This window comes from Streptomyces sp. CWNU-52B, assembly GCF_047444975.1.
Lineage (GTDB): Bacteria > Actinomycetota > Actinomycetes > Streptomycetales > Streptomycetaceae > Streptomyces.
Map to the genome: position 1 here is coordinate 106,947 of NZ_JBLFJV010000027.1, position 23,908 is coordinate 130,854.

At 69.6% G+C, this 23,908-nt stretch carries 22 protein-coding genes and 1 pseudogene; 10 read left to right on the plus strand and 13 right to left on the minus strand.

From position 1 onward, the window contains the following. Positions 1-11 precede the first annotated feature (11 nt). Positions 12-1,535, minus strand: coding sequence for a glycoside hydrolase family 30 protein (locus ACLVWQ_RS25040; protein ID WP_414111412.1), 1,524 nt, complete (start codon positions 1,533-1,535; stop codon positions 12-14). Positions 1,536-1,835: 300 nt separating this feature from the next. Here ACLVWQ_RS25040 and ACLVWQ_RS25045 point away from each other — a divergent pair, with 300 nt between their 5' ends. Both ACLVWQ_RS25045 and ACLVWQ_RS25050 read left to right on the plus strand, forming a co-directional pair. Then, a complete protein-coding gene (locus tag ACLVWQ_RS25045) occupies positions 1,836-4,859 on the plus strand; it encodes a glycoside hydrolase family 3 N-terminal domain-containing protein (protein WP_414111413.1) in 3,024 nt (1,007 codons plus the stop codon). A gap of 486 nt (positions 4,860-5,345) precedes the next feature. Next, positions 5,346-6,749, plus strand: a complete 1,404-nt coding sequence (locus tag ACLVWQ_RS25050) for a hypothetical protein (protein WP_414111414.1) — start codon at positions 5,346-5,348, stop codon at positions 6,747-6,749. A gap of 115 nt (positions 6,750-6,864) precedes the next feature. Here ACLVWQ_RS25050 and ACLVWQ_RS25055 read toward each other — a convergent pair whose 3' ends face one another. From ACLVWQ_RS25055 to ACLVWQ_RS25070, 4 genes are all read right to left on the minus strand, one after another. Next, a complete protein-coding gene (locus tag ACLVWQ_RS25055) occupies positions 6,865-7,647 on the minus strand; it encodes a S1 family peptidase (protein ID WP_414111415.1) in 783 nt (260 codons plus the stop codon). A gap of 237 nt (positions 7,648-7,884) precedes the next feature. Further along, entirely contained in the window at positions 7,885-8,397 is a 513-nt protein-coding gene (locus ACLVWQ_RS25060) for an N-acetyltransferase (RefSeq protein ID WP_414111416.1), read from the minus strand. A gap of 82 nt (positions 8,398-8,479) precedes the next feature. Next, the gene (locus ACLVWQ_RS25065; protein ID WP_414111417.1) at positions 8,480-9,022 is read right to left on the minus strand and encodes a hypothetical protein; all 543 of its coding nucleotides are present in this window, start codon (positions 9,020-9,022) and stop codon (positions 8,480-8,482) included. Positions 9,023-9,125: 103 nt separating this feature from the next. Beyond that, positions 9,126-9,737: a YceI family protein gene (locus tag ACLVWQ_RS25070; RefSeq protein ID WP_414111418.1), complete on the minus strand. Its 612-nt coding sequence runs from the start codon at positions 9,735-9,737 to the stop codon at positions 9,126-9,128. Positions 9,738-10,038: 301 nt separating this feature from the next. Here ACLVWQ_RS25070 and ACLVWQ_RS25075 point away from each other — a divergent pair, with 301 nt between their 5' ends. The 3 genes from ACLVWQ_RS25075 (at position 10,039) to ACLVWQ_RS25085 (ending at position 14,567) form a co-directional block, all read left to right on the plus strand. Continuing rightward, on the plus strand, positions 10,039-12,534 hold the full coding sequence (locus ACLVWQ_RS25075) for a polysaccharide lyase 8 family protein (RefSeq protein WP_414111419.1): 2,496 nt from the start codon (positions 10,039-10,041) through the stop codon (positions 12,532-12,534). 154 nt (positions 12,535-12,688) lie between these two features. Then, a complete protein-coding gene (locus ACLVWQ_RS25080) occupies positions 12,689-14,281 on the plus strand; it encodes an acyl-CoA carboxylase subunit beta (RefSeq protein ID WP_414111420.1) in 1,593 nt (530 codons plus the stop codon). 91 nt (positions 14,282-14,372) lie between these two features. Next, positions 14,373-14,567 (plus strand): acyl-CoA carboxylase subunit epsilon, encoded by a 195-nt coding sequence (locus tag ACLVWQ_RS25085; RefSeq protein ID WP_414111421.1) that lies wholly within the window; start codon positions 14,373-14,375, stop codon positions 14,565-14,567. A 92-nt stretch (positions 14,568-14,659) separates the two neighbouring features. On the opposite strand, the gene ACLVWQ_RS25090 is transcribed toward ACLVWQ_RS25085, so the two are convergent. Further along, on the minus strand, positions 14,660-15,112 hold the full coding sequence (locus tag ACLVWQ_RS25090) for a nuclear transport factor 2 family protein (protein WP_414111422.1): 453 nt from the start codon (positions 15,110-15,112) through the stop codon (positions 14,660-14,662). A gap of 151 nt (positions 15,113-15,263) precedes the next feature. On the opposite strand from ACLVWQ_RS25090, the gene ACLVWQ_RS25095 reads away from it, so the two are divergent. Further along, the gene (locus ACLVWQ_RS25095) at positions 15,264-15,815 is read left to right on the plus strand and encodes a TetR/AcrR family transcriptional regulator (protein ID WP_414111423.1); all 552 of its coding nucleotides are present in this window, start codon (positions 15,264-15,266) and stop codon (positions 15,813-15,815) included. Positions 15,816-15,824: 9 nt separating this feature from the next. Here ACLVWQ_RS25095 and ACLVWQ_RS25100 read toward each other — a convergent pair whose 3' ends face one another. Next, entirely contained in the window at positions 15,825-16,301 is a 477-nt protein-coding gene (locus ACLVWQ_RS25100; protein ID WP_414111424.1) for a pyridoxamine 5'-phosphate oxidase family protein, read from the minus strand. Positions 16,302-16,463: 162 nt separating this feature from the next. On the opposite strand from ACLVWQ_RS25100, the gene ACLVWQ_RS25105 reads away from it, so the two are divergent. Further along, entirely contained in the window at positions 16,464-17,120 is a 657-nt protein-coding gene (locus ACLVWQ_RS25105) for a hypothetical protein (RefSeq protein ID WP_414111425.1), read from the plus strand. Between the two features lie 417 nt (positions 17,121-17,537). Here the strand turns inward: ACLVWQ_RS25105 and ACLVWQ_RS25110 are convergent, their stop codons facing one another. Continuing rightward, entirely contained in the window at positions 17,538-17,960 is a 423-nt protein-coding gene (locus ACLVWQ_RS25110; protein WP_414111426.1) for an SPASM domain-containing protein, read from the minus strand. Further along, the gene (locus ACLVWQ_RS25115; protein WP_414111427.1) at positions 17,861-18,553 is read right to left on the minus strand and encodes a radical SAM protein; all 693 of its coding nucleotides are present in this window, start codon (positions 18,551-18,553) and stop codon (positions 17,861-17,863) included. The genes ACLVWQ_RS25110 and ACLVWQ_RS25115 overlap by 100 nt, the downstream gene beginning before the upstream one ends. 464 nt (positions 18,554-19,017) lie before the next feature. On the opposite strand from ACLVWQ_RS25115, the gene ACLVWQ_RS25120 reads away from it, so the two are divergent. Then, positions 19,018-19,968 carry an SDR family NAD(P)-dependent oxidoreductase gene (locus ACLVWQ_RS25120; RefSeq protein WP_414111428.1) on the plus strand — a complete coding sequence of 317 codons (951 nt, stop codon included), beginning with the start codon at positions 19,018-19,020 and terminating at the stop codon, positions 19,966-19,968. A gap of 66 nt (positions 19,969-20,034) precedes the next feature. Here the strand turns inward: ACLVWQ_RS25120 and ACLVWQ_RS25125 are convergent. Further along, positions 20,035-20,910 (minus strand): annotated as a pseudogene (locus tag ACLVWQ_RS25125) (IS5 family transposase); the annotation flags it as partial. A gap of 43 nt (positions 20,911-20,953) precedes the next feature. Between ACLVWQ_RS25125 and ACLVWQ_RS25130 the strand changes: the two are divergent. Next, on the plus strand, positions 20,954-21,373 hold the full coding sequence (locus ACLVWQ_RS25130) for a hypothetical protein (RefSeq protein ID WP_414111429.1): 420 nt from the start codon (positions 20,954-20,956) through the stop codon (positions 21,371-21,373). Between the two features lie 13 nt (positions 21,374-21,386). On the opposite strand, the gene ACLVWQ_RS25135 is transcribed toward ACLVWQ_RS25130, so the two are convergent. Both ACLVWQ_RS25135 and ACLVWQ_RS25140 read right to left on the minus strand, forming a co-directional pair. Beyond that, the gene (locus ACLVWQ_RS25135) at positions 21,387-22,154 is read right to left on the minus strand and encodes an IS5 family transposase (protein ID WP_414111430.1); all 768 of its coding nucleotides are present in this window, start codon (positions 22,152-22,154) and stop codon (positions 21,387-21,389) included. A gap of 20 nt (positions 22,155-22,174) precedes the next feature. Beyond that, on the minus strand, positions 22,175-22,330 hold the full coding sequence (locus ACLVWQ_RS25140) for a hypothetical protein (protein WP_414111431.1): 156 nt from the start codon (positions 22,328-22,330) through the stop codon (positions 22,175-22,177). A gap of 115 nt (positions 22,331-22,445) precedes the next feature. Here ACLVWQ_RS25140 and ACLVWQ_RS25145 point away from each other — a divergent pair, with 115 nt between their 5' ends. Further along, positions 22,446-23,663: a helix-turn-helix transcriptional regulator gene (locus ACLVWQ_RS25145; protein WP_414111432.1), complete on the plus strand. Its 1,218-nt coding sequence runs from the start codon at positions 22,446-22,448 to the stop codon at positions 23,661-23,663. Between the two features lie 9 nt (positions 23,664-23,672). On the opposite strand, the gene ACLVWQ_RS25150 is transcribed toward ACLVWQ_RS25145, so the two are convergent. After that, entirely contained in the window at positions 23,673-23,891 is a 219-nt protein-coding gene (locus tag ACLVWQ_RS25150) for a DUF397 domain-containing protein (protein WP_414111433.1), read from the minus strand. Positions 23,892-23,908: the final 17 nt, after the last annotated feature.

A 23,908-nucleotide genomic window follows, 5' to 3' on the forward strand; every position in this document is an offset into this window, starting at 1 on the left:
CCCCGGGTCCCCTACGGCGTGCCGGACCAGGTGAACGTCGCCGACGTCTTCCCCGGCAGGGAGTACGTCGCGTGCTGCGAACCCCAGTTCACCGTCACCGTCCTCGCCGCGGCCCCGTCGTTGTACGCGATCAGCGCCTTCGACCCGTCAGGATTGCGCCACGCCACATTCGGCACCGCCGAACTCCCCGTGGAGGCGATCCGGTGCGCCCCCGGCCGGACGAACTTCGTCAGATGCCCCATCGTGTAGTACTCGACCGTGTAGTCGACCTGCCCATGCCGCGCGTCCCCGTTGTGCACGGTCACCAGCCCGTCACACGTGCCGCACCCCCCGTTGTGCGGCCCGCGGTTCTGGTCCACGGCCAGCGACCACTTGGTCACGGACTTCGCCCAGTTGCGGGTGTAGTCGATGATGTTGCTCATGTCCTCGCGCTGCTGGTTGGCGATCCAGGTACCGCCCGAGTGCTCGGTACCGAAGGCGTCCAGCTGCGGATACCGGTCGTGCACCGAGGTCTGCTTGCCGACGTCACCGCCGTACCCGTGCCAGGCGATCCCGCCGAAGTTCGGATGCGAGCGCACCGCCGCGTCGTCGACCGTCTGCGCCGCGTACGCGTCGTACGTGTCCCAGTTCCAGTCGTGGGCCAGCACCTTCGTGGACAGCCCAGCGCCCTGGAGCTTGGGCAGCAGCTCGCTCTTGGTGAAGTAGGCGAGGCCGGAGCCGTTCCAGCTCATGGAGGGGTAGCCGGAGCAGCAGGTCGGCTCGTTCTGGGCGGTGACGTAGTCCACGGGGACGCCCTGGTCGCGCCAGGCCTGGAGGTACTTCACGAAGTAGTTGGCGTACGTCCCGTAGTACTCGGCCTTCAGCCAGCCGCCGTTCAGCTGCCCGTTGTCCTTCATCCAGGCCGGCGCGGTCCACGGCGAGGCGACCAGGGTGAGGGCGGGGTTGAGCTGCCGCGCCTGCCGGGTGAGCGGCAGTACGTCCGCCAGGTCGTGCGCGATCGAGAACTCGGAGAGGTCGGGGTCGCTCTGCCCGGCCGCCACGTCGTCGTACGTGTACCCGAACCGGGCCAGGTCGGAGCCGCCCATCGGGTTGCGGACGAAGGAGAGGCCGATTCCGTCGGTGGGGGAGAACAGCTTGCGCATGGTCGCGTCACGGGTCGCCTGGCTCAGCGCGCCGCTGCCGTCCATCAGCCAGGCCGCCGTGTCCGTGAAGGAGGCGCCGCCGCCGGAGAAGGTCTGGTAGCGGGTGTTCTCGTCCACGGTGATGTTCTCACCGCCGCCACCGGTGCCGGCCTGGAACGCGAACGGGGTCTGCGCCTCCAGGCCCCGTACGACATGCCGGCCGCCGGAGTCGTCCGTCGTGGTGAGCCAGGCCGTGACCTGCTCGCCCGCGGCCTGTGTCTCGCCGGCGGCCTGCGTGGGCCCGGTGCCGACCGCGGTCAGCCCGGCGGTGGTGAGCAGCCCGGCCAGGAGGAGCCGGGCCACCCGGAGAGGCTTGTGGAGAGGCCTGCGGAGGGTCTTTCTGCGGGTGTTCATGGTGCGCCGCCCTTCTCGAAGTGGGGGGATGGGGCGTGCGAGCCGTGAGTAAATGACGGCTTCGGGTCGGCGTCAAGGGGGCGCGCGTTCACTTTCCGAACGGCCAACGCCCCTGATCCGGCCGGGGATTTCGGTCTGTACCGGCTTTGGTGTGAAGTCTTGACGGCTCTGCGGTGCGTCAGTTAACTCACGGCGTGATTTAAGTCGTACGAGGTTACGCGGTGTCGTACGAGGTCACGTCGTGGCAGCTCCGCCAGAGCCGCCCGAGCCGAGAGCGCCGAGAGAGCCGAGGGAAGGTCCATGCGAAGAACCGCCCTGCTCGTGTCCGCCGCACTGCTGACCGGTCTGCTGCCGTTCGCCGCGGCGGGCACCGCCTCCGGAGCGGACGATCCCGTCCCCGTCCCCGTCGACGGCTTCGAGGGCGAGGTCCCGTTCGCGAGCCCGCCCGCCGAGGGCATCTTCACCTGGGGCAGCGACACGGACGACCCGCCCACGCTGGAGCTCGCCGCCCGCGACGACGCCCCGCAGGGGGAGAAGGTCCTCGCCGGCACGTACGAGATCAGCGGCTACGGAGGCTTCACCCACGACTTCGCCTTCGACCAGCCAGCCCACGACTGGTCCGCGCACCAGGGCATCCGCTTCTGGTGGGACGGCCGCGACAACGGCAAGAAGGTCAACTTCGAGCTGAAGGACGGCGGCGCCAACGGCGAGGCCTCCGAGCTGTGGACGACGTCGTTCACCGACGACTTCACCGGCTGGAAGCAGCTGGAGATCCCCTTCACCGACTTCACCTACCGCACGGACTACCAGCCCGTCGGCGGTATCGATCAGGTCCTCGGCCTCACCGAGATGTGGGGTTACGCGCTCACCCTCCCGGTCGGCGTCAGGGACCGGTTCGCCATGGACGGCGTGGAGTTGTACGGCAAGGCCGACCAGTCGCTGCGGGCAAGCGTCGTCACCGACGCCGCCGTCCACCCGGTGAAGGAGGGCCGCTCCGCCGCCGTCGAGGTCACGGTCGCCACCACCGGCTCCGCCCCGATCGAGGAGCCGGTCACCGTCGCGTACGAGACGGCGGGCGGCACCGCCGAAGCGGGCAAGGACTACAAGGCGGTCAAGGGGGAGCTGACCTTCCCGGCGGGCACGGCCTCCGGCACCTCGCGGACCGTCACGGTGCCGACCCTGCGTGACAAGGCGGCCGAGAACGCCGAGACGATCCCGCTGAAACTCACGGTCACCGGCGCCAAGGCACCCGCGGAGAACCCGCAGATCGTGATCGACGCCCACGGACTCCCGTACCTGGACGCGAAGTTGCCGGTGAAGAAGCGGGTCGCCGATCTGCTGTCCCGGCTGTCGCTCGCCGAGAAGGCCGGGCAGATGACCCAGGCGGAGCGCGGCGCGCTCACCGCGCCGGGCGACATCGCCGGGTACGACCTCGGCTCGCTGCTCTCCGGCGGCGGCTCCACACCGACGCCCAACACGCCCGAGGCCTGGGCGAAGATGATCGACGGCTTCCAGCTCCGGGCGCAGGCGACCCGATTCCAGATCCCGCTCATCTACGGCGTGGACGCCGTGCACGGCCACAACAACCTCGTCGGCGCCACGATCATGCCGCACAACATCGGCATCGGTGCCACCCGTGACCCCCAAGTCGCCCAGGACGCGGGCAAGGTGACCGCCGCCGAGGTACGGGCCACCGGCATCCCGTGGGACTTCGCGCCCTGCCTGTGCGTGGCGCGCGACGAGCGCTGGGGCCGCACCTACGAGTCGTTCGGCGAGGACCCGGCACTCGTCGAGTCCATGGAGACCGTCATCCAGGGCCTCCAAGGAGCCGCCAGCGGCAAGGACTTGAAGCGGAACGACAAGGTGCTCGCCACCGCCAAGCACTTCGTCGGCGACGGCGGCACGGAGTTCGGCTCGTCCACGACCGGCACGTACACGATCGACCAGGGCATCACCAAGGTCACCCGGCAGGAGCTGGAAGCCGTGCACCTGGCCCCGTACCAGGACGCGGTGGACCGGGGAGTCGGCACGGTCATGCCGTCGTACTCGTCGCTGGACGTCCTCGGCGACTCCGAGGGCCCGGTGAAGATGCACGCGAACGCGGCGATGATCAACGGCGTCCTGAAGGACCGCATGGGCTTCGACGGCTTCGTCATCAGCGACTGGCAGGCCATCGACCAGATCCCCGGCGACTACGCGAGCGACGTCCGTACGTCGGTCAACGCGGGCCTCGACATGATCATGGTCCCGTACGCGTACAAGGACTTCCACGCCACGCTCCTCGACGAGGTGCGGGCCGGCCGGGTGAGCGAACAGCGGATCGACGACGCCGTCTCACGCATCCTCACGCAGAAGTTCAAGCTGGGGCTCTTCGAGAAGCCGTACGCCGACACGAGCGGGGCCGCGGAGATCGGCTCGGCGAAGCACCGGGCCGTGGCCCGCGCGGCGGCGGCCGAGTCGCAGGTCCTGCTGAAGAACGCGGGCGGTGTGCTGCCGCTGAGGAAGTCGCAGAAGGTGTACGTGGCCGGGTCCGACGCGGACGACATCGGCAACCAGACCGGCGGCTGGACCGTCACCTGGCAGGGCTCGTCCGGGGACATCACGGACGGGACGACGATCCTGGAGGGCATACGGAAGGCAGGCGGCGGCGCGGTCACGTACTCCGAGGACGCGTCGGCGCCCACCGGTGGCCATGACGTGGGTGTCGTGGTCGTCGGCGAGACCCCGTACGCGGAGGGCGTCGGCGACGTGGGCAACGGCCACGACCTGGCGCTGTCCGCCGCGGACAAGGCCGCCGTGGACACGGTGTGCGCGGCCATGAAGTGCGCGGTCCTGGTGGTCTCCGGGCGTCCACAGCTGATCGGCGACCAGCTCGGCGACATCGACGCGCTGGTCGCGTCCTGGCTGCCGGGCACCGAGGGCGACGGGGTCGCGGACGTGCTCTACGGGAAGCGGGCCTTCACCGGACAACTCCCCGTCACCTGGCCGAAGTCGGAGGCCCAGCTGCCGATCAACGTCGGCGACGCGTCGTACGATCCGCAGTTTCCGTACGGCTGGGGTCTGACGACGCTGACCAAGGTGCCGGAGGGCGGACGGGCCACGCTCAAGGCCCTCGCGGTGGCCGCGGCGCTGGCCGAGCGGACCGGCTCGGAGGAGTCGGGCCGGGCGATCGTAGGCAGGGCCAGGCTGCTGGTCCAGCAGAAGGTGGGGGAGGCCATGACAGCGGCGGTCGCCAAACCGTTCGCGGCAGCGGACCACCTCCTGCTGACCGGCCACTACACCCAGGCCCTGGCACAACTGACAACGGCCTACAAGGCGACCTGACCCCCACCACACCGGCCTCTCGGCGGGTGGTGCGCCCCGCGCGGCGACGCACCACCCCCGAGACGCCCCACCTTCTCCGACCCCACGCTGAGCCCCCACGCTTCGACACAGAGCAGCACGACCACCGCTTTCCGGGGTCACGCTGAGCCCTCACGCTCTGGCACAGGCCAGCACGACCGGCCGCTTTTGAGGGGCGCGGGGAACGGCGCGACAAGCCCCCACGGGGCCGCACATTCCGACACCGCCTTGCACGACCGCCCGCTTTTCAGGGGCGCGAGGAACGGCGCGCTGAGCCCTCACGGGGCGCACGCTCTGGCACAGGGCGGCACGACCGCCGCTTTTCAGGGGCGCGGGGAACTGCGCGACAAGCCCCCACCGAGCCGCACACGAACGACACCCCCACCCCACCCCCACCCCACCCCTCCAAGCCCCCGGCCAGGAATCCCGCGGCGGCCGAAACCCGCGGCCCGGAGTAGCGTCGAACACATGAGAGGCGCACTAGGACGAGGACTCTCCGTCCTGCTGATCGCGTTCGCGGCCCTGACGACGCTGACCGTCGGGGCCCCCACCGCCCTCCCCTACACCCCCACCCACGCCCTCGCCGCCACAGACATCTCGACGATCGCCGACGCCCTCCGCAAGCACCCCGTCTACGTCGACCCGTCCATGTCCGGACAACTGTCCGACCCCGACGCCGACACCCTGGCCGAGAAGATCGAGAACGCGGACAAGCCCGTCTTCGTCGCCGTCCTCCCCGCGGACTTCCCCACGGAGAACCTCTTCCAGAACCTGCGCACCGCCACCGGCGTCACCGGCCTGTACGCGATCCGCCTCGGCGACCGCTTCGACGCGCGGGCCGACTCCGCCGTCCTCACGAACAGCGCCGTACGGAACCTCGTGACCAGCGTCCAGAGCGAGAAGAACACCAAGACACAGCTCACCGACTTCACCGACCGGGCCCTCGCCAACATCCACGGCTCCGCCCCCAGCGGCTGGGGCGGCGGCCAGGGCGGCGGCGACACCGTCGGCAGCGGCGCCCTGATCGGCGTCGGCGCGGTGATCGTGGCGGGCGGCGCGGGCGCGTACGCACTCGTTCGGCGTAACCGTCGCCGACAGGAAGCACAGCAGCGGGCCGCGCTCGACCGCCTGCGCGTCGTCGTGGACGAGGACATCACCGCCTTCGGCGAGGAACTCGACCGGCTGGACTTCCACCCCGCGGAGGCCGGCGCGGACGACGCGATGCGCGCCGACTACACGCGCTCCCTCGACGCGTACGAGAAGGCCAAGTCCTATATGGCCGCGGCCACCGGCCCCGAGGACGTGCGCCCCGTCACCCAGACCCTGGAGGACGGACGCTTCGCCCTCGCCGTGCTCGCCGCGCGCCGCGAGGGCCGGCCCCTCCCCGAGCGCCGGGCCCCCTGCTTCTTCGACCCGCGCCACGGACCGTCGGTCGCCGACGCCGCCTGGTCACCGGCGGGCGGCGCACCCCGTGAGGTGCCCGTCTGCGCCGCCGACAAGGTCCGGCTGGCCGAGGGCCGCGACCCCGCCGTCCGCGAGGTCGACACCGACTCGGGTCGCCGCCCCTACTGGGACGCGGGCCCGGCGTACGGCCCCTGGGCGGGCGGCTACTTCGGCGGCGGCATGCTGCCCGGCCTGCTCGTCGGCACGATGCTCGGCTCCATGATGGCCGGTCCGGGGTACGGGGGTTATGGCTACGGCTCCGGGTACGGGGACTCCGGCGGTGGCGGCGGGTACGAGGGCGGGGACATGTCCGGCTCCGACTTCGACTCGAACGACTTCGGCGGCGGTTTCGGCGACGGAGGCGGCTTCGGAGGCGGCGGAGACTTCGGCGGTGGCGGCGGAGGAGGGGACTTCGGCGGGGGCCCCTGAGCCCGCCCGGGTACGACCGAGGCGCTGGGACGCGTACGGGCCCGGCGCGACTCGGCGCCGGGCCCGCGGACGTCGTACGGGAACCCGTGGGTGAGGGCTTGGGGGTACGGGTGCGTCAGAGAGTCGAGGCCGCCGAGGCGATGGCGGTGGCGAAGGTCGAGACCTCGCTGTAGACACCGGGCGCCTTGGCTCCGGCGCAGCCTATGCCCCAGCTGACGATGCCGACCTGGACCCACGCGTCACTGGCGTCCTTGCGGAACATCGGGCCGCCGGAGTCGCCCTGGCAGGTGTCGACGCCGCCCGCGGCGTAGCCCGCGCAGATCTCGTCACTGGCGACGAGGCCGCTGTAACCGCTGTAGCTGCGGCAGGTGGCGTCGCTGATGAACGGCACGCTCGCCTTGAGCAGGTAGCGCTGCTGAGCGCCGCCGACGACGGCCGCGCCCCAGCCGGCGACGGTGAAGGTGCCGGTGTTGTACTGCGTGGTCGTGGCGATCTTCAGCGTGGGCTGGTTGATGGGCGTGGCGAGCTTGATGAGCGCCCAGTCCTTGCCGTTGCCGTTGTAGCCGGGGGCCTGGTAGACCTTCGTCGACTTGACCTGGACCCGGCCGCTGGTGGACTGGAGGTCCACGACGCCCGCGGTGGCGGTGATGCTGGTGTTGTTACCGCTGCCGTCCACACAGTGCGCGGCGGTGAGCACGATCTGCTGGGTGTACAGCGCGCCGCCACAGCCCATGGAGAGCCGGACCATGAAGGGGAACTCGCCCTGCGCGGCGCGGGTTCCGCCGACGACGGGCGCGGGGGCCGCCTGCGCGGTGGAGAGGGGCTGGAGGCTGATGACCGCGAGGGCGGCGGCGCCCGCGACGGCACATCTCTTGAGCACCTTGATGAGGTTCTTCAACGTGATGCCTTCCGTGGGGGGTGGAAGTGACAGGCGCATGCCAAGTCTGGCGAGAAGGTGTCCGGTGGCGTCTGGCATGGGCCGGTCATTTTCTGTTGAAGGATTATGGGAACGCTGTGAGCGCGGCCACAAGGGGCGAAAACCAGCCGCGCACATCCGGTCAGCGAACCGTCCCCGTACGTGGTCCCGCTCTCGGCGGCGTACGCGCTGGGGTTCCCCTCTTCGCGGCGGCGGCGTTCAGGGTGAGGGGCGCGTGGGGGTGTGGTCCGGCAGGGCCAGCCACTCCTGCCACGACAGGTCCCGCCCGATGAACCGGGGCCGCTCGAAGGGCCACGCGTCCGCGATCCAGCGCGGCACGAACGCGTCCAGTGCCCGCTCCAGTTCGGTCCCCACCTGGTCGTCGACCACCCACCAGGAGACCTCGGCGTCGGCACCGGCCTTCTCCGGCGGATCGATGTAGACGCACCCGTACTCGGTGGTCTCCGCCGCGTCGAACAGCACGTAGTTGAAGGACTCGTGCGCCTCGATCTCGGCCGCGTGCCGCTCCAGGTCCGCCCGGTTGGCCTCGTGCGTGATCGTGGCGGCGGGCCAGCCCCAGGCCTCCCCGAAGACGGACCACAGCCGCTCCCGCGACCCCATCACCGCCGGGTAGTCGATCGCGGCGTCCGCCCCGGTGACCGGCCGGAGGTGCGGCCCGCCGGGTACGTCGACACGCAGGGGATGGACGAAGTCAGCGGGCAGCCAGGTCATCCAGGGAGGCTAACGCCGGCCGCACCGCCCCGCACCGGGATATTCGCCCGCGGTCGCACCGCCCCTTCCCGGCGTCCAGCCCTCACGACCAGTGGGGCGACGACCGGCCGGGGGCCCACCGGCCCGAATGCCCTGGTGGAAGAGCCAGGTCGGCGCGGACCGCGGTGTAGTAGCGGTCCCGGGCTGCGCGCAGGCGGGCGAGCAGAGCCGACCAGCCCTGCGGGTCATGGGCGCCGGTCGCCAAGAAACGTTCCATCTCGGCGACCACGGAGACCCATGCACGCGAACACTCGACCACGTCAGGCGCGCCGAGCATCAGGAGCGCCTCCCAGGCCGGATCGCCGGCGTCGAGCGCCGAGGCCAGCTGGGGCGCCGCGTCGTCGGGGGACAGGGGATGCGGGTTCGGGTCGTTGCCGAGGTGTGCCGCGACCCGGTAGTTCAGGGTGACGGTCTTCTTGAGCGCGCGGGCGTAGTCGGCGTACACCGCGAGACGCCGCTCCTCCCAGCGTGCCGTCTGCTCGCGCCGGAACCGTGCCCGGTCCCCGCGCACGATCGCGAGATACGAGCCGAGAGCACCGATGACGACGCCTATCAGGGCCGGGAGTTGCTGTATGAAGGCGGACACCGGCGCACACTAGCGGCACGGTTTCGCCCGGCCAACCAGGCCGGCCGGGCCAACCGCAGCGGCGGAACCGGAAACAACGGAACCTGGAGCAGTGACCCCCGGATCAGCCGGCGTTCTTGATCGCCGAGATGTCGAAGGTCAGCTTGATCTTGTCGGAGACGAGCACGCCACCGGTCTCCAGCGCCGCGTTCCAGGTCAGGCCCCAGTCGGAGCGCAGGATCTCGCCCTTGCCCTCGAAGCCGACGCGCTCGTTGCCGAACGGGTCCTTCGCGGCGCCGTTGAACTCCAGGTCGATGGAGAGCGGCTTGGTGGTGCCGAGGATCGTCAGGTCACCGGTGATGCGGTAGTCGTCGCCGCCCAGGGCCTCCGCCTTGGTGGAGCGGAAGGTCATCTCGGGGAACTCCTCGGTCTTGAAGAAGTCCGCGCTCTTCAGGTGACCGTCACGGTCGTCCGAACCGGTGCTGATGCTGTCCATCTTGACGTCGATGGTCGCCGTCGACAGCGACGGGTCGGCGCCGTCCAGGTGCAGGGTGCCGCTGAAGTCCTGGAAGCCGCCCTTCACGTTCGTCACCATGGCGTGGCGCGCCACGAAGCCGATCGTCGTGTGGGACGGGTCGATCGTGTAGTCGCCGGTCAGGGCGGCGAGGTCGGGGCTCACGGCGCCGGGCGTCGCCGTGGCGGTGTCGTTGCTGTCCTTGCGGCCGAAGAGGGCCATGTCGTAGCTCCTTGGGGGACGAGCCCGGCCTTGCGCCAAGCTGTTTAATGTTCAACTAGGGCGACCATAGACCTATTCCCTAGGTGTTTCAACGGCGGGCACGGTGTGTCGCACCGATTACGGCCAGCTGTCACAGGTCTACGCCTAAGGTGCCCCGTCGGAACCCTGGTGGCCACCTGTGGACCTCGGGCACCATCGGGCCTTGCGCCACCTGCGCCATCAGCTCCGTCTGCTCTTCCCTCACCCGCACCCCACCCGCACCCCCACTCGCACCGCCCGTCCGCCAGGAGGCTGCCAGGAGATGACTCCCACTCGCCGTACGTTCCTTCTGGCGGCGGCGCTCGCGTCGAGCGCCGCGCCCCTCATGGCCGCCTCCTCCGCGCACGCGTCGCAGGCCGGCGCACATGACGACACGCACACCGACACGTACGCCGAGACGGATACCGACGTGGGTGACGACACGGGCGACGACGCCTACGACACGCTTCGCCGTCGTTGGCTGGAGATCGCCCTCGGGACCGGCTACGACCCGGCCGCCGAGCCGTACGCCACCCGGCTCGCCGAGACCGGCGAACTGGCCCGTGGCTTCCGGGGGACCATGGCCCCGGCGCCCGGCTCGCTCTGGCCGGGCCATGCGTACGACCCGCCGACCGGCATCACCCAGAGCTACAGCCGGCTGTGGACGATGACGCAGGCGTACGTCCAGGAGGGCACCGGTTCCACCGGCGACACGGGCCTGCGCGCGGACATCCTGCGCGGCCTCGACCACCTCTCCGCCACCGTCTACAACCCCGCCACCACCCGATACGGCAACTGGTGGGAGTGGCAGATCGGCAGCCCCCGCCTGCTCATGGACATCGTGGCCGCCCTCCACGACGAGCTCACGGACGACCAGGTGGCCGCCGCCTGCGCCGCCGTCGACCACTTCGTCCCGGACAGCGTGCTGCTCGACTACTCGGGCACCTCGACCGGAGCCAACCGGGTGGACCTGTGCCGTTCCGTCGCGCTGCGCGGCGTCCTCGGGCGGGCCCCGGAGAAGATCGCGCTCGCCCGGGACGCGCTCTCGCCGGTGTTCCCGTACGTCACCGCGGGGGACGGGCTCTACGCCGACGGGTCGTTCGTGCAGCACACCTGGGTCGCGTACTCGGGGACGTACGGACAGGTCATGCTCGACGGGCTCGGCCGCCTCTTCGCGCTGCTCGCCGGTTCGCGGTGGGAGGTGACCGACCCGGGCAAGCAGATCGTCCTCGACAGTGTGGAGAAGGCGTACGCGCCGCTGATCCACGACGGGCTGATGATGGACAGCGTCAGCGGGCGTGCCATCAGCCGGGGCTACCTGAAGAGCGACGACCGGCAGATCATGCGCGGCGACCACTTCCACGGGCAGGCGCTGATCGCCGCGATGGCGCTCCTCGCCCAGGGCGCGAGCGCGGCGGAGCGCGAGCGCTGGCAGGGGCGGATCAAGGGCTGGATCGAGCGGGACACCGTCACACCGATCCTGACGGGGCGCCAGTTCGGAGTGGCCGACCTGGCGAGGCTGCGCGCGGTCGCCGACGCGCCGCTCCCGGCGGCCCCCGAGCCGGTCGGCCACCAGCTCTTTGCCGCCATGGACAGGGCGGTCCACCGCGGCAAAGGCGCCGGCCCCGGCCCCGGCCCCGGCCATGCCCCTGCCCCCGGCTTCACCGCGAACATCGCCATGGCGAGCGAGCGGATCACGTACTACGAGTGCGGCAACGGCGAGAATCCGCGCGGCTGGCACACGGGCGCCGGGATGCTCTACTGGTGGGCGGCCGAGGGGAGCGGGCCCGGTGGCGCAGACGAAGGGAGCCGCTCCGGCCGTTCCGGTTCCGGCCGTTCCGATCAGTACACGGACTGGTTCTGGCCGACCGTCGACTGGTACCGGCTCCCCGGTACGACCGTGTCCACCAAGCGGCTCGCGGACCGGGCGGGCGGCGAGTGGGGCGAGCCCAAGCCCGCGGTCCGCTGGGTCGGCGGCACGACCGACGGGGAGTTCGCGGCCGTCGGGCAGCACCTGCTGGGCCTCGGCTCGACGCTGGAGGCCCGCAAGTCGTGGTTCTGCCTCGACGACGCGGTCGTCTGCCTCGGCGCGGGGATCACCGCCACGGACGGCGTCCCGGTCGAGACGGTCGTCGACAACAGGAACCTGGGTGAGGGCGGCACGCAGACCCTCGTACGAGGTCCGGGGTGGGCGCATCTGGAGGGGCACGGGGGCTGGGTCGTCCTGGAACGGCCCGAGGATCTTCGGACCCTCCGTGAGGACCGCACCGGCGCCTGGTCCGACATCAACACCACCAGCACCACCGAACGCCGTACCCGCCGCTGGCAGACGCTCTGGCTGGACCACGGCACGGACCCGGTCGACGCCACGTACGCCTACGTCGTGCTGCCCGGCGCCTCCCGCCGTACGGTCGCCGCCCGCGCCGCCGACCGGCGCCGGTTGTCGGTCCTCGCCAACGACTCCGGTCGCCAGGCGGTGTCCGTACCGGCCCTGGGGCTCCTCGCGGCCAACTTCTGGCGGCCGGGAACGGCGGGTCCGCTCACCGTCTCCGCCCCCGCGAGCGTGCTCGTACGCGGGCGGGGCCGCACCGCGACCCTCTGCGTGAGCGAGCCGCCGCGTACCGGAGAGGCGCTGGAGGTCGTGTGGGACCGTCCCGTCCGCCGGGTCGTCCGCGCGGGACCGGGTGTCGAGGTGCTCGCCACCGGACGCCGGCTGCGGCTGCGCGTCACCCCGGGGACGGTGTGCGCGACACATGAATGTGAGGTGGCTCTCAGCTGACCTCTTTGTGTGACCCCTACAAGCCGCATGCCCTCTGAGCAGTCGGATCGCCTGCACGCGGTCGGGGTTCTGTTCAGGGCTACCAGTAAAACGGTCCGGAGACTGTGCAGAGTCGACGGCCCGCTTTCCTTGGTGGACTTCGTAAGGTCGCTACATGACCGTTTTGGACGAGACCGAATCCTCGGCCGGTGAGCCCACGGACTCCCGGGGGCGTGTGGCCGAGCTGCAGGCGATCCGTGCGGAGGCTCTCCGCGGACCCAGCGACAAGGCGACCGCGGCGCAGCACGCCAAGGGCAAGCTGACCTCCAGGGAGCGGATCGAGCTGCTGCTGGACGAAGGCTCGTTCAACGAGGTCGAGCAGTTGCGGCGGCACCGGGCGACGGGCTTCGGCCTGGAGGCGAAGAGGCCGTACACCGACGGTGTGATCACCGGGTGGGGCACGGTCGAGGGCCGCACGGTCTTCGTGTACGCGCACGACTTCCGGATCTTCGGCGGTGCGCTGGGCGAGGCCCACGCGACGAAGATCCACAAGATCATGGACATGGCGATCGCGGCGGGCGCGCCGCTGGTCTCCCTCAACGACGGCGCGGGCGCCCGTATCCAGGAGGGTGTCAGCGCGCTCGCCGGTTACGGCGGCATCTTCCAGCGCAACACCCGTGCCTCGGGGGTCATCCCGCAGATCAGCGTGATGCTCGGCCCGTGCGCGGGCGGCGCGGCGTACAGCCCGGCGCTGACGGACTTCGTCTTCATGGTCCGCGAGACCTCGCAGATGTTCATCACGGGACCGGACGTCGTGAAGGCGGTCACCGGCGAGGAGATCACCCAGAACGGCCTGGGCGGGGCCGACGTCCACGCCGAGACGAGCGGTGTCGCGCACTTCGCGTACGACGACGAGGAGACCTGCATCGCGGAGGTCCGCTACCTCCTGTCGATGCTGCCGCAGAACAACCGAGAGAACCCGCCGACCACCGAGTCCGAGGACGCCGCGGACCGCCGCTCGGACGTCCTGCTGGACCTGGTGCCCGCCGACGGCAGCCGGCCCTACGACATGACCAAGGTCATCGAGGAGCTCGTCGACGACGGCGACTACCTGGAGATCCACGAGCGCTGGGCCCGCAACATCATCTGCGCCCTGGCCCGGTTCGACGGCCAGGTCGTGGGCATCGTCGCCAACCAGCCGCAGGCCCTGGCGGGCGTCCTGGACATCGAGGCGTCGGAAAAAGCGGCGCGTTTCGTCCAGATGTGCGACGCTTTCAATATTCCGATCGTCACGCTGCTGGACGTTCCGGGCTTCCTCCCCGGTGTCGATCAAGAGCACGGCGGAATCATCCGCCACGGCGCGAAGTTGTTGTACGCGTACTGCAACGCGACCGTGCCGCGGATCTCCCTGATCCTGCGCAAGGCCTACGGGGGTGCCTACATCGTCATGGACAGCCAGTCCATCGGCGCCGACCTCACCTATGCCTGGCCGACCAACGAGATCGCCGTGATGGGCGCGGAGGGTGCCGCGAACGTCATCTTCCGCCGCCAGATCGCGGAGGCGGCGGACCCCGAGGCCATGCGGGTACGCATGGTCAAGGAGTACAAGGCCGAGCTGATGCACCCCTACTACGCGGCCGAGCGCGGCCTGGTCGACGACGTGATCGACCCGGCCGAGACCCGCGAGATCCTCATCCGCTCCCTGGCGATGCTCCGTACGAAGCACGCGGACCTGCCGTCCCGCAAGCACGGAAACCCGCCCCAGTAGATCTTGAGCCCTTCACGACCCTCCGGTGAAGTAACCCGCCGGACCCGTCGCGGCAACCCCGCGTACCTCTCTCTCACGGAGACTGACACCTATGGACAAGCCTGATATCCGCGTCGAGAAGGGCCACGCCGAGCCCGAGGAAGTAGCCGCTGTCACGGCGATCCTGCTGGCCCGCGCGGCCACCGCTCCGGCGGAGGCCCCGGCCCACCGAGGCCGCGCGAAGGCCGGCTGGCGCCGCCTGGAGCGCACCCCGGGCTTCCGGGCCCCGCACTCCTGGCAGGGCTGACCTCTCCGTTCACCGCTCACCCGATCGCCGGCCGGACTCCTCAGGGAGATCGGCCGGCGTTCGGCGTTCGGCGTGTCCGGGGCGCGGTCGCGCTACGCGGGCTGGGTGCCGGTCAGCTGGGCGCAGAGGGCGCCGAGCGTGTTCCTGGCGCGAGCGAGCCCGAGATGGTCGATGTAGTCCCGTGACTCGACGATCAGCCCGTCGCGGATCCGCAGGACGATGACGCCGGGGGCGGCCCAGCCGCCGTCGCCCCGGTAGGTGAACTCGCCGATGACCACCTCGGGGTCGGCGGTGTGATGGACGCGTACGTCCTCGACGCGGAAGCCCGCCAGGCCGTCCGTCCTGGCCGCCCCGGCCGCGGCGAAGTGCCGGCGGAGCGCTTCGCGGCTGAGCAGCGGGGTGTCGCCGAGCGGGGCCATCGGGTGCCGCACGTCGGTTTCCTCGGCGTAGCACTCGGCCAGCCTGTCGACCTGGTCGAGATCACCGTTCTGCAGCCGGCAGGCGCCGTCGAGCACGGCGCGGAAGGTGTCTTCGGGGTTTCGCATGGCGGTTGCCCTTCTCGTCATCTCAGCTCTAAACGGAGTCTGTACTCCGAAACGAAACGATACGGAGTGCAGACTCCGGATGGCAAGACATGGCGGGGGTGCCCGGAGGGGGAGGGAGAGAGGGAGAGAGCGGGGAAGGGAGGATGGTGGGATGAGGAGCGACGCGCGGGCGAATCGGGACCGGGTGCTGGCCGCGGCCGAGGAGGTCTTCGGCGAGTGCGGCAACGCCGGCTCGACCGAGGAGGTCGCGCGCCGGGCCGGCGTCGGGATCGGCACGGTCTTCCGGCACTTCCCGACCAAGGGGGCGCTGGTCAAGGCCACGATCCTGCGGCACCTCACCCTGCTCGCCGAAACGGCGCGGGCGCGGGGCGAGGGCGGTGAGGCCGGGGCGGCGTTCCGGGAGACGTTCCGGGAGATGGTCTCGGGCGCTCCGGCGAAACTGGCGCTCCTCGCGCTGCTGGAGGAGCCCGCCGACTCGACGGGCTCCGCCGCCGAGGTGAAGGCCGCGGCCGTCATGGTGCGCGACGCCGTCGAGGAGCTGCTGTCCCGCGGTCAGCGGGCCGGAGAGGTACGCGCGGACGTGACGGTGGACGAGGTCTACATGCTGATCAGAGCACTGGCCAACGCGCGCGGCGAGCGGGCCGTGGTGGACAGGGCGGTCGACATCGTGCTGGACGGCCTGTCACCGCGGCTTCCCAGGTGACCTGCCCTGCTACCGCTGGACATCCGGCTCCAGCCACACGCCGTCGCGCATGACGACCCTCCCGCGCAGCTCCGGCTCACCGCGCCACGCACGCACGGTTCTCGGGACCACGCGTACGTACAGACAGGACCCCTCCTCCACGCGTGGATCCCACCCGAACTTGTCGGCGAACGCCTGCGCCGCGGCTCCGGGCACCTCCTGGTCCGGGAAGCACTCGGCCTCGCCCTGGAGAAGCACCACGTCGAAGGTGTCCGGCAGCGCCAGGCGTACCCGCGGCTCCGTACGGACGTTCCGCGCGGTCACGGAGGCGGCACCGGTGCACAGCCACACGGCGCGCCCGTCCCACAGGAACCACAGCGGCACCTGGTGCGGCCCGTGATCGGGGTGAGCCGTCGACACCCACACGTCCCGCTCGGCGACGAGCCGCTCCAGAACATCGCGCGTACGCTCCGCCGTCCGGCGCCGAACACTGCCCGAGGTCTCCATGAGGACCGACCCTAGCCAGGCGGCGGGCGGCGCACCTGAGGCGCAGGACCTACGCCCAGCGACCGATGAGCACGCGCACTCCGGGACCGGCTTCCCCCGCCCACAGTCGCACCCCTCGACCCGTGGGAGGGGCTGTCGCTTCCCTCGCGATACGGTGCCGCCATGTCACGGTCACTTGAAACCGGATCAGTGTTGTCCCCCGTCACCGCGGACGACGTCGACCTTGCTGTGCGGCTCGCCGTGGGTGTCCTTCGGGACGCACCCGCGGCGGGGTGGGACGGCAAGGCCGGTTCGCTGGAATGGGACTGCTGGGAGACCCTGGAACACCTCGCCGACGACCTCTTCTACTACGCCGTCCAACTGGGGCCGCAGAGCCCGCCGCTGGACACCCATGTGCCCATCGCGTTGAGCCAGAGGAGACCGGGCGGGCCGTGGAACTTCCTCTACGCGGACCGTGAAGCGGGTCCGGCCGGCCTGCTCCAGGTGCTGGAAGCCTGTGGCGCGCTGCTGGTCGCCATGGTGCGTACGACGCCGCCGCAGGTCCGCGCCCACCACGACAGCGGGGTGTCGGACCCCGAGGGCTTCGCGGCCATGGGGGTGGTGGAGACGCTGGTGCACACCCACGACCTGGCGGCAGGCCTCGGGCTTGCCTGGTCCCCGCCGGCCGCCCTCTGCTCACGAGTGCTCACCCGCCTGTTCCCGGAGGCCCCGGGCGGCACGGATCCCTGGCCCACCCTGCTGTGGTCCACGGGACGCGCCGAACTGCCCGGACACCCTCGCCTCACCACATGGCGCTGGGACGGAACGCTGCGGTCGTAGACGCGGATCGACTTGAGCCGAGCCGGCCGCCCCCGCCGGCAACCCGGCGAACCTGTGCGGCCACAGCGGGGGCGGTGGCCGAACGCCTTGATTTCTGTACGAGACTTCTGCCAGATGTAGGCGTGCATAGGCATCCCCCACAGATTCCTGGCGAGACGGCGGATGAAGTCGCGGCTCCTCTGGGACGTGAGAGCGCATGCGTCCCTTGAGCAGGAGTGTGGGGCTCAGTGAGAGGCAGGGGCAGGGGTGCTCTGGGCACGAAGCTCGGCCAGTCGCCGTTGGTACAGAGGTCCGGCAGTGAACGCGCCTCTTGCCTCACTGGGGGTGGACTGCTCGATCAGGTGATGGGCCACGGCCTTGAGGTGAGCGGACCACGCCAGCACATGCTGCTGAGAGGTCCGTCCACATGCCCGGGGCTCACCAGGGAGACACAGCGGAAGTTCGGGGCCGACCTTGTTCGCCGCGTGCCGAACGTAACGGGCGATCGTGGCCCATTCGTCTTCGGTTCGCTGAGTCGCGCTGCTTTCGCTCTTTCGTCCCCATGCCCCGAAGTCGTCCCCATGATCGTTCATTTGTACGCCCCCACGATCGCAGCGAATCAGGCCGGCGAACCGATCGTAGCGACGCTGTCCGCCTCCCTGGGGTAGTACAGGGCTGTGCGCCATCTCCGTGCTCGGCCGTGATGATGGCAAGCACCTCTGCCATCCGGTCCCCGCCCCAAATCTCGGAGCGTGGGGAATTCAGTACGTTCCCCATGCTCTGGAATCGACCGAGAACGCACGGCCACACGTCCCCCGCCGGACCGATGGCGCACTTCTCATGGGCGCAGTGCCCGCACATGCGCTGATGACCGGGGCCGTACCCTTGCTCGCCCGACCGAAGGCCCGGGCCCTGTCTCCGCCGACCACGCCGACCCCGAGCAGCGTAAGGTCCTGCGCCGCCTCTCGGACGCGCTGCCCTTCCCGCACCGCCACGACCCCGCCGCGCAGCGGGATATTGAGGCTCAGCGCCTTCTGTACGTTCGCGCGGGTCCGTCTGTGGGAGCCCCGGAGCCTGGTCGCCGTGTCGTGTTCCTCCGCGGTGTCGGAGTAGTACGACGTTGCGAGTTTGACTCCGCAGTCAGTGAATGTCTCCCAGAGGCCATCGTGAACGTGGGTCATGTTGGAGAAGATCTCGACGGACACGCCAGAGCTGTGCGCGTGCCGGATCAGCTTCGGAAGGTTCGGGTACAGAGTGGGCTCGCCACCGATGAACTGAACGTCAGCAGCGCCGATTTCAGCGAGCTGATCGATGACGCGCAACCAGTCCTCCACGGTCATGGTGCCGTGCGTTCCCTTGGGCGAAGAGTCCGCATAGCAGTGATCGCAGAATTCATTGCATAAACCCGTCACCTCCAGCCATGCGAACTTGAGGGAGCTTCGGGCAGCGCTCATGGTGGTCTCCTTGCAAGTGTGGGCATCCGATTCAGGGGGTGGGTGTGATGCAGGCAGGCGAGGCAGTCCGTTGACGCCTGCCACCTTCGGGTGACAGCAAAGGCTGCGTGGCGCTTCCGTCGTGCTTCGGGAGGCCGACCGGCGTGCGGTGCTGTCTCGTCGACGCGGTCATACGGAGCAGCGTCCACCCCGGAACGGATCACCGACTAGGGTCTGTGTGATGTTGCGATCAAGCGGTGTGATTGAGCGCCCGAGTTGACCACTGAGTGCTTCATCTGGCCGTGCTCGCGACCAGTTCTGCGCCGGTCGTGGCGTAGCGGCCTTCTTGCTCTCTCGGGACGGGTATCGGAAGTCTGTAGGCGCTAACCGTGATCTGTCGGCGGTCTGTCGGTGGAGGTTGGGACCTTGGTCGGGTTGGTGCTCCCCATGAGCACGCTGCCCGAGAGCACAAGGAGCCTGTCATCGTGTCTTCCGCATCCCAGAGCCGAGCGTGGGACGTTCACCGGCTGCCGTCTGCCGAGGGCAGGATTTTCCTGGTCACCGGGGGTAACGCCGGGATCGGCTACTTTGTCGCGGAGCAGCTCGCCGCCACCGGCGCGGTTGTCGTACTCGGCAGCCGGGATGCCACGAAGGCCGACGCCGCCATGGCCTCGATCCGCTCGCGCGTCTCTGGCGCGCATGTGCGGCATCTTCAACTGGACCTCGCCGACCTGTCGTCCCTGAAGACCGCCGTGGACATGCTGGATCTCGATCATCTCGACGCGGTGGTCTACAACGCAGGGGTCGCTCTCGACGACCCGCCGCGTCGAGAGACCGGGGACGGCCACGAGCTGATGTTCGGTACCAACCACCTCGGCCACTTCGCGCTTACCCAGTGGCTGGCCCCCCTGCTGTCCGCGGCGTCGGCGGGTCGCATCGTGACGGTGGGAAGCTTTGCGGCGCGGTCCGAGAGACTGGACCTGGGCGACCTGCAGTCGGTCCAGGACTACCGGTCCAAGCGCACCTACGGCCGATCGAAGCTGGCGCAGATGTGCTTTGGTTTCGAACTCGATCGCCGCCTGCGTGCCGTGGGCAGCACGGTTCTCAGTGTGGTGGCCCACCCCGGCGGCGCACTGGACTCCCTCACCCCGTCCCGCCCGCCGGTAGGCGTGACAACCGCCGGCGAGCGGCTGCGCGCCTTGCCCGCCTGTCTCTTGGTGCAGGGCAAGGATGCCGGAGCATGGCCCGTCGTCCGTGCCGTCCTCGACTCGGAGGTGCAGGGAGGGCAGCTGTGGGGGCCGAGGGTCTTCGGTTTGCGTGGCATACCGCGGCGTGAGCCCGTCCCCTCTCATATGGCCGACCCGGCCGTCGCCGCTCGCCTGTGGGCCGTCAGCGGTGAGCTGGTCGGCACGGATCCGCACCTCGGTTTTCGGTAGGCGCGGAGCCGCGCCCAGGGCGGCTATCCGGTCGTCAACTGGCATGGTCAGTCCGGCCAACCGGGCTCAGTCACAACCAGTTGACTGCAGGAGGTCGTTGATCCAGATCATGGAGGCGCGGAGGTGGAGGCCGGCGAGGTAGCTTTCGGGTGTCTTGTCGTATCGAGTCGCGATGCCCCGCCAGGCTTTCAGCTTGTTGATCAGGCGCTCGACGGTGTTCCTCTCCTTGTAGAGATCGGCGTCGTGGCATGTGGGGCGGCCGCCCCGGCTGCCTTTCTTCTTTCGGTTAGCGGCCTGGTCCTTCTTCTCCGGGATGACTGCCTTGATGTTGCGTTTCCGCAGGTAAGAGCGGTTAGCGCGGGATGAGTAGGCCTTGTCCGCGGCCACAGCGTCAGGCCGGGTCCGGGGACGGCCGACAGGTAGACGGACCTGCACCTTCTGCAGCACGGCGACGAACTCGGGGCTGTCGGCGGCCTGTCCTGCGGTCAGAACGAACGACAACGGACGGCACTTGCGGTCTGCAGCAAGATGAACCTTGCTCGTCAGCCCACCACGGGATCTGCCGAGCAGCCCTTGTGCCAAGCGGAGCTTGCGCCGTCGCCTGACGTGCCGCCGCTCTTCGCACTCGGGGTCGTCACCTGTGTCCTGTCCGGTCAATTCTGGCGGGCCGCCCCCCCTTTGCCGGGTCCGATCCTGCTCGGCGGCGGCTTCCTCAAGGGCGTCCATGATCTCCTTGCCGATGCGCATCCCGGCAGCGTCGTGGTGAGCGCGGGCGGTCGTGGAGTCCACGCTGACCAGGGACAAGTCAGTCTGTCCCTGGCGGGCGGCCTCGGCGATCACGCCTTCCAGCAGCGCGGTGAAGACGTCGGCGTCCCTCCAGGCCCGGAAGCGGCCGTAGACCGTAGGCCACGGGCCGAACTCACCTGGCATCTCCCGCCCCTGCTAGGCCGTGTATCGGAAGTGGTCGTGCGCATAGGGTGTCGACATGTCACTGGGTCACATAGTTCTCCTGTCCCGTCGATCGATCCGGCTCACCGAGCTACGGATGTCTTCGACCTACGGGGGGATGCTGGAGGGCTACCCGTGCAAGCGCATAAACGACCGGAAGGTCAGCTGGGTCCAGCGGCAGGCCGAGCTTGCGTTTCCCTCCACGCCGGTCCATCTTGTTCCGCCCTCGCGCGAGTACCCGGACGAGACCGCCGGCGCCTTCGGTCCCGTTGAGGTGCTGCCTTCCGTGGCCTGCGTCGGTGTCTTCGACTCCACGGCGCTCGACCCGACAATGGACGGTTCCACCCTCACCGTCGCCTGGTTCCAGCCAGCAGCGGAGGTACCGGCGGGTAAGGATGCTGATCTTGCGCTTCGCAGCATTCGTTGGGAGGAACTGGCCCAGGACTACGAGCTGTAGCGACGTGTGCTGATCACAGCCACTCGTTGATGGCCGCGACGAGGACAGTGGCTTCGAAGCGGACCGCGAGCTTGTCGTAGCGGGTGGCCACGGCCCGGTGGCGCTTGAGGCGGTTGATTCCACACTCGACGGCGTGGCGCTCGCGGTAGTCGGCCGGGTAGAAGTGCGGCGGTCGGCCGCCGCGGGAGCCGAGCTTTCGGCGGTTGCGGGCCTGGTCGGCCTTGTCGGGGATGGTGCAGAGGATTCCACGGCGGCGCAGGTAGGCGCGGTTCTTGCGGGAGGCGCAGGCCTTATCAGCCCGCACGCGATCGGGGCGGACGCGTGGCCGGCCCGGTCCAATGCGGGGCACTCGGACCTTCTCCAGCACGGGTTCGAACTGCGGCGAGTCCCCGCGCTGCCCGGCCGTGATCACGATAGCCATGGGTTTCTGCCCCTGCTCGACGGCCAGGTGCAGTTTGGTGGTGAACCCGCCGCGCGAGCGCCCCAACCCGTGATCGCAGGGCTCGGTGAACACGCCGCCCGGTGGTTCCTTCTGCAGGTCGCCATGCTTGCGGGCCCCGGCCGCATGCTGGTGGGCGCGGCAGACCGGGGAGTCGACATTCAGGTCCCACGTGTCGACGGGCACGTCCCGCCACGGCACACCAGTTCGGACCCGGAACCGTATGCCGTCGATCAGCTGCCGGCGAGGCCAGACGGGCGGCCGCCCCGCCCTGGCGCCCTTCGGCAACAACGGCTCCAGCACTGCCCATTGCTCGTCTGTGAGATCCCCCCCCCGCCCCATGAACCGTGATCATTCACCGCTCAAGATCCACTTTCGATACACGGCCTAGTGCGGAACCGCCAGATCACCCCCTCGAACTGCTCCCGCAGCCGCTCGGGGTACGGGCCGCACTCGCCTATCGGCAGGAACGGCTCGATCAACTTCCACTGCTTGTCGCTGAGTTGCCTGCGCGTCACGATCGTCTTCCTACCGGATCTGCCTTCCATGCGGATCCGGATCGACAAGATTGATCACGACCTCACACAGGCCCTAGCGGCCCCGTGTAGGCCGGGCGTCGGCCAGAATCGAGGCATGGGCAGCAGGATCGGGGCCAACATCCGGCATCTGCGCGAGGAGCGCGGGTGGAGTCAGGCACGCCTTGCGCGGGAGGTCTGCCAGGCAGCGCGAGTAACCGGCGAACCGGTCGGGCGGCAGGAGATCAGCCGTTGGGAAACAGGTAAGCGCACGCCCCGTGAATGGCTGCCGTTCATCGCTGCCGCCCTGGGCGTGACCGTGGATGCCCTCAGCACTCCTCAGGGGCCTGCCGAACCCTCTTTGCCGACCCTGGCCGATTTCTTACCCGAAGAGGACCTGCTCAGCCAGTTGGAAGGTCATACGGGGCGACGCGTAGGAATGGGCGTCGTGGACGACCTGCAACGGCGCGTGCATGGGCTCAGGCTGGCTGACGACGTGCTGGCCGGGGGAGACCTGATCCGTCCCGCACTCAGGGACTTGAGACGTGCTGTGAGGCTGTACCGGGAGAGTGCGCACACCAGTGAAGTAGGGCGGCGACTTCTCCGGCAGATCGGAGAATTGGCCCAGATTGCCGGATGGATTGACAGCGACGCCGGGCAACACGAAGAGGCAGAGCGCATTTACCGGCTTGGGATGAGCGCGGCGGGTCAGGCTGAGGACTACACCCTTGCCGGGAATCTTGCCGGATCACTCGCCTACCAGATGAGCAATACAGGGCGGGTAGCCGAAGGGCTCATCCTTGCATGGGCAGCGCTCAATGACGCACGGGCCGAAGCGCCCCCGAAGGCACGCGCGCTGTATATGGACCGTGTGGCATGGGCTCACACGAAAGCCGGGGGACTGGAGAACGGCCAACAGGCCGTGCGCGCGCTGGGGGAAGCAGGGCAGGCGCTGAGCGAAGACAGCGAAGGCGCGGTCTCACCCGCGTACCTCTACTGGGTCGACGCCGGTGAACTTCGGGTCATGGAGTCACGGGTCTACACGGAGCTTCACAGGCCCTTGCGTGCCGTGCCCTTGCTCCGGGAAGTACTCAGCGAATATGACGCCACCCACACCCGGGAGATGGCCCTCTACCTGTCTTGGCTTGCCGTGGCGTTGGCTGACGCCCACGAACCAGAAGAGGCGGCAGCCGTAGCCGAGCGGGTCATCGCCCTCGGATCAGGAACACCATCAGAAAAGGTGGCGGAACGCGTGCGCGTCATTCTTGGCAGGCTGCGGGAGTGCGCGGACGTACCGGAAGTTGCTGCCCTACTTGCTGAGCACTCGGCAGCATGACGCGCCCGGTCACCAGGAAGGCGACGGTGCGAGACTTCGGTTTTCGGAACCTGCGTGTTCTTTGATCGTTGTCAGCAGTGCGGAGAGACCTTCTCGGTTCACGGCCAGTATTCGCCCGGGGGCGTCACTCTCGCGCAGATGGAGGGTGCCGTCAGGTAGGGCGGCCACATTCACGCAGTTCGCCGCTTCAGCGCTGAATGACGACTTCTGCCAGTCCAGGGTTGGCATGCTCTCTCCTTGCTCGT

Bases quoted from the DNA above. Each gene is read 5' to 3' on its own strand.
- ACLVWQ_RS25040 (WP_414111412.1), bottom strand. From the start codon at position 1,535: ATGAACACCCGCAGAAAGACCCTCCGCAGGCCTCTCCACAAGCCTCTC.
- ACLVWQ_RS25045 (WP_414111413.1), top strand. From the start codon at position 1,836: ATGCGAAGAACCGCCCTGCTCGTGTCCGCCGCACTGCTGACCGGTCTG.
- ACLVWQ_RS25050 (WP_414111414.1), top strand. From the start codon at position 5,346: ATGAGAGGCGCACTAGGACGAGGACTCTCCGTCCTGCTGATCGCGTTC.
- ACLVWQ_RS25060 (WP_414111416.1), bottom strand. From the start codon at position 8,397: ATGACCTGGCTGCCCGCTGACTTCGTCCATCCCCTGCGTGTCGACGTA.
- ACLVWQ_RS25070 (WP_414111418.1), bottom strand. From the start codon at position 9,737: ATGGCCCTCTTCGGCCGCAAGGACAGCAACGACACCGCCACGGCGACG.
- ACLVWQ_RS25075 (WP_414111419.1), top strand. From the start codon at position 10,039: ATGACTCCCACTCGCCGTACGTTCCTTCTGGCGGCGGCGCTCGCGTCG.
- ACLVWQ_RS25080 (WP_414111420.1), top strand. From the start codon at position 12,689: ATGACCGTTTTGGACGAGACCGAATCCTCGGCCGGTGAGCCCACGGAC.
- ACLVWQ_RS25085 (WP_414111421.1), top strand. From the start codon at position 14,373: ATGGACAAGCCTGATATCCGCGTCGAGAAGGGCCACGCCGAGCCCGAG.
- ACLVWQ_RS25090 (WP_414111422.1), bottom strand. From the start codon at position 15,112: ATGCGAAACCCCGAAGACACCTTCCGCGCCGTGCTCGACGGCGCCTGC.
- ACLVWQ_RS25095 (WP_414111423.1), top strand. From the start codon at position 15,264: ATGAGGAGCGACGCGCGGGCGAATCGGGACCGGGTGCTGGCCGCGGCC.
- ACLVWQ_RS25100 (WP_414111424.1), bottom strand. From the start codon at position 16,301: ATGGAGACCTCGGGCAGTGTTCGGCGCCGGACGGCGGAGCGTACGCGC.
- ACLVWQ_RS25105 (WP_414111425.1), top strand. From the start codon at position 16,464: ATGTCACGGTCACTTGAAACCGGATCAGTGTTGTCCCCCGTCACCGCG.
- ACLVWQ_RS25110 (WP_414111426.1), bottom strand. From the start codon at position 17,960: ATGTGCGGGCACTGCGCCCATGAGAAGTGCGCCATCGGTCCGGCGGGG.
- ACLVWQ_RS25115 (WP_414111427.1), bottom strand. From the start codon at position 18,553: ATGAGCGCTGCCCGAAGCTCCCTCAAGTTCGCATGGCTGGAGGTGACG.
- ACLVWQ_RS25130 (WP_414111429.1), top strand. From the start codon at position 20,954: ATGTCACTGGGTCACATAGTTCTCCTGTCCCGTCGATCGATCCGGCTC.
- ACLVWQ_RS25135 (WP_414111430.1), bottom strand. From the start codon at position 22,154: ATGGGGCGGGGGGGGGATCTCACAGACGAGCAATGGGCAGTGCTGGAG.
- ACLVWQ_RS25145 (WP_414111432.1), top strand. From the start codon at position 22,446: ATGGGCAGCAGGATCGGGGCCAACATCCGGCATCTGCGCGAGGAGCGC.
- ACLVWQ_RS25150 (WP_414111433.1), bottom strand. From the start codon at position 23,891: ATGCCAACCCTGGACTGGCAGAAGTCGTCATTCAGCGCTGAAGCGGCG.